General features: G+C 66.6%; 8 protein-coding genes and 1 pseudogene. 1 reads left to right on the forward strand and 8 read right to left on the reverse strand.

Going from position 1 to position 8,157, the window contains the following annotated elements; translation table 11 throughout:
- The 8 genes and pseudogenes from JO059_RS06430 to JO059_RS06465 all read right to left on the reverse strand — a co-directional run.
- A pseudogene (locus tag JO059_RS06430) lies at positions 1 to 448 on the reverse strand (dihydrodipicolinate reductase); the annotation flags it as partial.
- A 31-nt stretch (positions 449 to 479) separates the two neighbouring features.
- Positions 480 to 2,111: a long-chain fatty acid--CoA ligase gene (locus tag JO059_RS06435; RefSeq protein WP_293315264.1), complete on the reverse strand. Its 1,632-nt coding sequence runs from the start codon at positions 2,109 to 2,111 to the stop codon at positions 480 to 482.
- 122 nt (positions 2,112 to 2,233) lie between these two features.
- On the reverse strand, positions 2,234 to 3,226 hold the full coding sequence (locus tag JO059_RS06440; RefSeq protein WP_293315265.1) for a YncE family protein: 993 nt from the start codon (positions 3,224 to 3,226) through the stop codon (positions 2,234 to 2,236).
- Between the two features lie 362 nt (positions 3,227 to 3,588).
- Positions 3,589 to 3,927 (reverse strand): P-II family nitrogen regulator, encoded by a 339-nt coding sequence (locus JO059_RS06445; RefSeq protein WP_293315266.1) that lies wholly within the window; start codon positions 3,925 to 3,927, stop codon positions 3,589 to 3,591.
- A 10-nt stretch (positions 3,928 to 3,937) separates the two neighbouring features.
- Positions 3,938 to 5,347 carry an ammonium transporter gene (locus JO059_RS06450; RefSeq protein WP_293315267.1) on the reverse strand — a complete coding sequence of 470 codons (1,410 nt, stop codon included), beginning with the start codon at positions 5,345 to 5,347 and terminating at the stop codon, positions 3,938 to 3,940.
- 121 nt (positions 5,348 to 5,468) lie between these two features.
- Entirely contained in the window at positions 5,469 to 6,248 is a 780-nt protein-coding gene (locus JO059_RS06455; protein WP_293315268.1) for a DUF427 domain-containing protein, read from the reverse strand.
- Positions 6,245 to 6,520, reverse strand: a complete 276-nt coding sequence (locus JO059_RS06460) for a DUF6295 family protein (RefSeq protein ID WP_293315269.1) — start codon at positions 6,518 to 6,520, stop codon at positions 6,245 to 6,247. The genes JO059_RS06455 and JO059_RS06460 overlap by 4 nt, the downstream gene beginning before the upstream one ends.
- A 12-nt stretch (positions 6,521 to 6,532) precedes the next feature.
- Positions 6,533 to 7,288: a dienelactone hydrolase family protein gene (locus JO059_RS06465; protein ID WP_293315270.1), complete on the reverse strand. Its 756-nt coding sequence runs from the start codon at positions 7,286 to 7,288 to the stop codon at positions 6,533 to 6,535.
- Between the two features lie 189 nt (positions 7,289 to 7,477).
- Between JO059_RS06465 and JO059_RS06470 the strand changes: the two genes are divergently transcribed.
- A partial coding sequence (locus tag JO059_RS06470; RefSeq protein ID WP_293315271.1) for a response regulator transcription factor occupies positions 7,478 to 8,157 on the forward strand: 680 nt, incomplete at its 3' end.

The following is an 8,157-nucleotide window of genomic DNA, read 5'->3' on the forward strand; positions in this document are numbered from 1 at the left end:
CCAAGAATGCGGCGGCCCGGCCGGTGATGAGCGGCAGATCGAAGAATCTTTGCAGACCCGCCGGCGCCGCGCAGGTCGCCGGATCGCGTTGACGCAATGCGCGGCCGTCGCGACGATCCCGGGATTGCTCCGCAAGCCGGCTTGCACGCTTTCCGGCTGCCACCCTTTTTGCTCACAAAGGTGTCCGGGTTGCCGGGCACCTCGATCTCGTAGCGTTCGCCCGCAGGACCGAACGACCAAGGAGGATCAAGGCTTTCAGATCCCATCAGCCAGTTGACGGTGATTTGCGCAGCGGCGACGTGCCGATGATCTCGCCGACATCCCGGCCGCTCTTGGCCTCCGAATGCACCCAGCAGCCGACGAGTTCGAGTTCGGGGAGTTCCAAAACTCCTTTGATGGCGGCAGCACCGACGGACCCGGTTGCCCACTGGATGACTCGCAGCGTCATATCCGTTGGCCTCCTGTCCGCGAGCAGGCGCTCAATCGCGAGCCTCGACCACCCAGTAGCCGTGCTCGGCGTATCGCGACCGCATGGCCTTCTTGTCGTACTTGCCGACGCTGGTGCGCGGAATCTCGTCCACGAACGTCCATCGCTCGGGCAGCCACCAACGAGCGACCTTGTCGGAGAGAAACATTCGCAGATGTTCGGCGCTGGCCGACGCGCCGGGCTTGGTCACGACGACCGCGAGCGGCCGTTCCTGCCACCGCTCGTCCGGAACCCCCACGACCGCGGCCTCCAGCACGTCGGTATGTCCGACCAGGCAGTTCTCCAATTCGACGGAAGAGATCCATTCGCCGCCGGACTTGATGACGTCCTTGGCGCGGTCGGTGAGGGTGACGAAGCCGCGCTCGTCGATCCGGCCGACGTCGCCGGTGCGCAACCAACCGGAGTCGAACTTGGCGTCGTCGCGTCCGAGGTAGTAGGAGCCGGCGATCCACGGCCCGCGGACTTCCACCTCGCCGACGGCCTTGCCGTCGTTGGGCAGCACCTCGCCGTGGTCGTTGACGATCCGCATCTCCACACCGCACACGGGTTGCCCCTGAGTCGCACGGAACGCCCAGTGCTGATCCTCCGGGGTTCCGGGCGGCGGCCAGGCCATGGTGGCCATCGGCGAGGTCTCCGTCATCCCCCACAGTTGCCGGATCTGAACGCCGTGTTTTTCCTCAAAGGTCCGCATCAGCGACACCGGAACCGCCGAGCCACCGCACACCACGAGGCGCAGCGAGGACAGGTCGTGGTCGGGGTCGTCCTCGAAGCGATGCATGACGTCGTTCCAAATGGTGGGGACGGCGCCCGCCACCGTGGGCCGCAGCGTTTGCACCATGTCGATCAGCGATAGGGCATCGAGATGGCAGTCGGGCAATACCAGGTCGGCCCCGGCCATCAGCGCCGCGTACGGCAGCCCCCAGGCGTTGGCGTGAAACATCGGCACGATCGGCAGCACGCTGTCGTCGGCCCCCACGCCGATGCCGTTGGCGGTACAGGCCCCCATGGCGTGCAGGAAGCTCGAACGGTGGCTGTACACCACGCCTTTGGGGTTGCCGGTGGTGCCACTGGTGTAACACATTGCGGCCGCAGACTTCTCATCGATCCGCGGCCAGTCAAACTCGGTCGACTCGCCGCCCACCACGTCGGCGTATCGCACCACGGTCTTGCCCGACCCCTCCAGCGGCCCCGTGTCGCCCTCTCCCACCAGGATCACGGTATGGACCGTCTCGAGGTTGCCCAGCACGGGTGCGAACAGTTTGGTCAGCGACGCGTCGACCAACACCACCCGGTCTTCGGCCTCGTTGGCGACGTAGGCGATCTGCTCCGGGAAAAGCCGGATGTTCAGCGTGTGCAGCACCGCGCCCATCGCGGGCACCGCGAAGTAAGCCGCCAAGTGTTCCGTGTTGTTCCACATGAACGTCGCTACCCGCTGGTCTCCGGTGATGCCGAGTCGGCGCAACGCGTTCGCCAGCCGTGCCGCCTGTTCGTGCAGTTCGTGATAGCTCGTGCGCCGGTAGCCGCCGCCGGTGGCGGTGGTGACCGTGCGGGCGCCGTGGACGCCGCAGCCGTGCCGCATGATGGCGGTGATCGTCAGCGGAAAGTCCTGCATCGTGCTGTCCATCGAGGTACCGCCTTGGGGAGTCTGCGCACCGCCTGATGTGCGGTCGGGCGAATGCTATCGCCGCGCCCGGCTGTGAGAAACCGGTTCGCCCGACAACACGCGTTTTACTCCCGCCGAGCGGTCTACCCGGCTTCGGCCGCGGCACATGACGCGGCGATCCGGGCAACCGACACCACTGTGACGTTGCCGGAATAGTCGCCGACGTACAGGTGTCCGGCATTGGGCCCCTCGACCACACACGACGGCTGGCTTGCGACCTCGACGGTGCCGATGACGTCCAGGGTGAGCGTGCACAGCACGGCGACGCTCTCGTCGCTGGCGAGGTAGGCGCGCTTCCCGTCGCCGCTGAGCGTCAACCCCGTGAAGATGCCACCGAGCTCGCCGAGCTTGCGCGTGGCCGTGAGCTTGGCGGCCCGGGTGTCGACGAGGTCGACGACCGTGCCCCAGTCCGAAGCGCAACTGGCCACGTAGACGGTGGACCCGTCGGGACCGAGCGCGACGTCACGGATCGGGAACCCGATTTCGACAGTGTCGAGGACGCGCCGCCGGTGCGCGCCAATCACGACGAGCCGCCCGCCGGCCGGCCCGTTGGTCCCCACGTACAGGCGGCCGCCGTCCGGGCTGACGCACACGCAGTCGGTGGTGGTTCCCGGCTCGACCGGCAAATCGATCGCCGCCAACCCGCCGGTGGTGGTGTCCAAAACGGCGACGTCGGCACCGCGGGCGCCGTTCCGGGTCGCATACACGTGCTTGCCGTCCGGGCTGGCCGCCAGGTCGCTGACGCTCAGGGCCAGCGGGTGCGTCGCGATGACGGAATTGGTCGATGCGTCGATGACCGTGATCGAGTCGTATGCGGGCGACACGGTGCTGACGTACGCACGGCTGGCTTCGTGACCGCCGAAGGCGATCGCGAACGGCTCGTCAAGGCCGGCGACGGTCTCCACGACCTCATAGCTGGCGGTGTCGATGACCGAGACGGTGTCGTCGCCGTAGTTGGTCACCATCAACATGGCGCCGTCCGGGCTGGCGGCGATGCTGCTGATCGGGCCGTTGCCCGGCCGGATGATGTGGCGGATGTCGCCCACGGGCGCTCCAGAGTTGTTCACATCGGTCATGCGGCACCGCCTTCACGCGTTCGTGGTAGTCCGCGGCCGCGACCCGGACGGCCCTGGATAAACCGGGGTTCAGCACCAATTGGTGGCTGCTTTGAAATAAATTTTACCGACCGAATTCCGGGCGAAAAGAATTCAAGTCGCGCGCCGGCGAGAAGGCGCCACCCGCCGCTTATGCGCCGCTTAGATTACCGATTTTGAATGCGGCAGGAGTGAGTCGGTGGCGAACAGCGAGTCGGCACTCTGCAAGCATGATCACCCAACCTGGCAAATCGGCGGCGCCCGCTAGCGAGACGCGGCGAAACTGAGAATTCTGAGAATTAACGCCGCAGATGAGGTAGAGGTCACATTTCGGCCCGAGCGTTTCAGAGTGCGTCGTGGTCGCGTTCACCGGTCCGGATGCGGATCACCTGTTCTGCCGGTGAAATCCACACCTTGCCGTCGCCGATCTTCCCGGTGCGCGCCGCGCCGATGATTGCGTCGACGACGCGGTCGGCAAACTCCTCGGCGACGAGCACCTCGACCCGGACCTTCGGAACGAACTCGACCGCGTACTCGGCTCCGCGGTAGACCTCGGTGTGCCCGCGCTGTCTGCCGTATCCCTGAACTTCCGTGACGGTGAGGCCCAGGACGCCGGCGGACTCCACGGCGTGCCGGACGTCATCGAGTGTGAAGGGCTTGACGATCGCGGTGACCAGCTTCATGGCAGGCGCCTCAATCGTCGACCGGCTCGGCGGACTTGACGGCCGTGGCTCGCGCCGCCCCCGACGGCTCGAGCCGCCGGCCCGTCACCAGCGTGTCATCGGGGTAGGCCTCCTCGTCGTGCACACCGATGTCGCCGGTTTCCAGGACCTCGTCGGGCAACCGCAGCTTCATGAACAGACCAAGGACCCGCAGGATGACGAACGTGACCAGGGCATCCCAGACGATGACCGTGCCCGCGGCGCCGGCCTGGATCAGTATCTGTTTGGGATGGTGACCGTACAACCAACCGGCGTAGGTCACGTCCGTCCCCGTGCTGCCACCCAGGTAGACGACGATCTTCGGGTCGGCGAGGACCCCGACGAGCAACCCGCCCGCCAGGCCCGCCACGCCGTGGGTGTGGAACACGCCCAGGGCGTCGTCGACCTTCTTGAACAGCCTCGTCCGGCCGAGCCAGTTCCAGGACATCCAGACCAGCGACGAGGCGACGACGCCGATGATCATCGCGCCGAAGCTGTTCACATAGCCGGCTGCCGGGGTGATCGCGACGAGGCCGGTGATCATGCCGTTGACCGCGCCGAGGAACGTCGGCTTGCGCGCCTTGCTCGCGAAGATGTCCCAAATCACCCAGGTGAGCAGGGCGACGGCCGTGGTGAGGTTGGTGTTGAGCACGGCCAGCGACGCGTCGGCCCCCGAGAAGTACGGGTCCCCGCCGTTGAATCCATTCCAGCCCAGCCACAGGACCCCGGCACCGACAGCGGCCATGGGCAGGTTGTTCGGCACCGCGCGTTCGCGGTCCCGCGCCAACCTCGGGCCGATCACCGCGGCGGCGACGAACCCGGTCGTTCCGGCCGCCAGGTGGATCACGTAGCCACCGGAGTAGTCCAGGGCGCCCGCCTGGGCCCACCAGCCCCCGCCCCAGAGCAGGAATGCGTTGACCGAGTAGGCCAACGTCGACCACAGCGGCACGAAGATCAGCCACACCTTGAAGCTCATCCGGCCGATCACGCTGCCGAGGAACAGCAGCGGGGTGATGCCGGCGAACACGAACTGGAAGTACGCGAGGGTGGTCTCGGAGAACCGGAAGGACGGCATGGTGCCGTCCAACAGCGGTATCCACGCGATCTGCTGGTTGTTGCTACCCAGGATCGTGTGCGGAATTCCGACCGCCGCTCTCAGGATGCCCGGGCCGAGCTTGAGCGGCTGGCCGAAGCCCATCTTGAAGCCCCAGAGCACCCACACGACCAGTACCAGGGAGAACCCGGTGAAGGCCATCAGCATGGTGTTGACGGCCCACTTCCGCTGCACGATGCCGCCGTACAGAACGGCGATGCCTGGAATGCTCATCAGGCCGACCAGGGTCGCCGCCACCAACTGCCAGGCGTTGTCTCCGGGGTTCAGCCAGTCGGGATAAGGCAACATGGTTCAGACACACCCCAATTCAGCGCAATGCGATAGTGACGCTCTGGACTGGCAAAGCCTCCGATGGGAATGTTTCGTATGTGTGTGCCCCGGTTTAAATATTGATTTCGTTCCCGGGTGGCTAGCTGAAGTGGGTCTGCGGTCTCCGCAGGGTGGCACCATCGACGATGATGTCGAGCTTTTCGTTGTAGAAGGCCACCAAGCCGGCAATCTGGCCGACCGCCGGCAGCGGATAGTGGTAGGTCCACGCCAGGTCCGGGTGCACGAGCTGCCCTGTTCGGACCGACCAGTAGCCCGACGTCGTTCCCTTGTACGGGCACAGCGTCCGGGTCGGGCTGGGTTCCAGATGCTCGAAGGCAACGTCGGTAGGGTCGATGTAATACCTTGTGGGCAAGCCTGTTTCGAACAGCAACACAGGAGACATGGTGTCCGCCAACGTGATTCCGTCGAGCTCGACTCGCACGTGCCGGTGCGAGCGCAGCGCGTCGACCCGCGAATACGGGTTGCGCGGGTGGCCGTAGATCTGCTCGTCTTCCTCGAACCAGCGCAACGGATCCCAATCCAATCGCACGGTGCCCGCCACCGGGCTGTCGCTGTCCGCGTCGAACACCCGCGCCGCCGAGGGGTAGGTCTGGTCGGCGCCGACCAGGGAATGCAGCCGCGACGGACCGAACTGCACTTTCTGCGGGTGGTTTTCGTCGCGCAGGAATTCCATCCGGACATCGGCCAGCGGCACGTAATATGCCGGGTAGTAAGGGATTTCCCACACATAGCGGGCCGCGGTGGTGTCGAACAGCAGCTGATTGCCGAGGTAGCCGCGGACCCGACGCGGTGCGGGCTCGATCCGTCCGCGCGCGGCGGCCACCTGTGGGAAGTCGCGGCCTGCAACATCGCTAGTCATGTCTGATCCTTCGAGGCCAGCCCGGCCGGCGCGTGGGCGATCGCCTTATGGATCGCGTCGGCCAGCGCCAGGGCGCTCTCCTCGGTGAGTTCGAGAGCGACCCGCGCCGCCGGGCCCAGCCGCGGGTTGATCACGTCGATGTTGACCGTGTGGCCGTAGGGCGCGTGGACGGGGTGGTCGACGTAGACCGTCGCGCGGTCGGCGCCGAACCAGCCCGTGGCGCCCTTGCCGCTGCCGTCGATCCGAACATGTTCGGTCAGGTATGTGCACATGCGTTGGGACGCCTAGCCTTTCAGGTAAGTGGCGAAGAATTCGTCGATGTGTCGCCAGCCGTCGACCGCCGCCTCGGGGCGATACGCCGGCCGGTCCACGGAGAAGAATGAATGGCCCGCGCCCTCGTAGGAGTGAAACTCGTGCGGCTTGTTCAGCTTAATCAGCTCGGCGTCCAGCGTGGCCACCGCGGCGGGCGCCGGGAACCTGTCGTCGGCGCCGAACAGGCCCAGTAGTGGGCAGCTCAGGCTCGCCGCCAGCTGCAGGATCGGTTTCATGGACTTGGGCATGCCCTCGGGCGGATCCTCGACGATGAACGCGCCGTAGCAGTCCACCGCCGCGTCGAACGACAGCGAACACGCGGCCAGGTATGCGTGCCGCCCGCCGGAGCAATGCCCGATGACGCCGAACTTCCCGTTCGCGCCCGGTAGGGAACGCAGGTGCTCGACGGCGCCCGCGACGTCGCCGACCAGTCGTTCGTCGGGCACCCCGCCGGCGGCCCGGGCGGCCGCCGCGGCGTCGTCGGGAGCGGCGCCGGGGGCCTCGCGGGAGTAGAGGTTCGGCGCCACCGCGTGGTAGCCGTTGACGGCGAGCCGGCGGACGAACTCCTTGGTCTCGCGGTCGTAGCCGGGCATGTGGTGGATCCACACGATCCCACCCCGCGATCCCTCGGGGATCGGGCTGGCCCGGTAGGCCTCGATTTCGTCGCCGCCGTGGCCGGTGACGGTGATCGTTTCCGCGCGGATGGCGTCTGGGCTGAGCGCGTTCATCGCTGCTCCTTGAATTAGCGCACCGGAATGCGGAGCGCATGGATCGCCCCGACGGAACCAACCTAGCCGAATAGCGAAACGGCGAATCCCCTCCGGCACCGATCCTGCGGTTGCGCCTGATCGCTGGTAAACGGACACCTCGGGGTGCAAGATTGTTCCTCAAGCAGGCCAAACCGGGAAGGACTGGCGTTGACGACCGAAACAAGCACGGCCGAGTCGGGCACCGCGCCGGCCAAGTTGCGTGCGGTGGTGGCCGACGACGAAACCCTGCTGCGCGAAGGCTTGGCCAGCCTGCTGGACCGTTCCGGGTTCTCCGTTGTCGGCCAGGTGGGCACCGCCGTCGAGTTGCTCCCGCTGGTTCGCCAATCCAAGCCGGACGTGGTCGTGGTGGATATTCGGATGCCGCCCACTCACACCACCGAGGGGCTGGAAGCCGCCAGGGTGATCCGCGAGGAGCTGCCCGACACCGGGATCCTGGTGCTGTCCGCGTATGTCGACGTCGAACACGCGATGGAACTGCTGGCCAGCGGCCGCGGGATCGGCTACCTGCTGAAGAGCCGCGTCACCGATGTCACCGATTTCGTCGACACCCTGCAGCGGATAGCGAAGGGCGCCTCGGTGGTCGATCCCGCGGTGGTGCAGGAGCTCGTTTCCGGGCGGCGGCGCGACGATCCGCTCTCGGCGTTGTCGCCGCGCGAGCTGGAGGTGCTGGAGTTGATGGCCGAGGGCCGTTCCAATGCCGGCATCGCGCGCCGGATCTGGGTGACCGAGGGCACGGTCGAAAAGCACGTCCGCAGCATCCTGACCAAGCTCGGCTTGCCTGAGACCGACGACGACCACAGGCGGGTCCGCGCGGTCATCACGTTTCT

The organism is Mycobacterium sp. (assembly GCF_019247615.1).
Taxonomy (GTDB): Bacteria; Actinomycetota; Actinomycetes; order Mycobacteriales; family Mycobacteriaceae; genus Mycobacterium.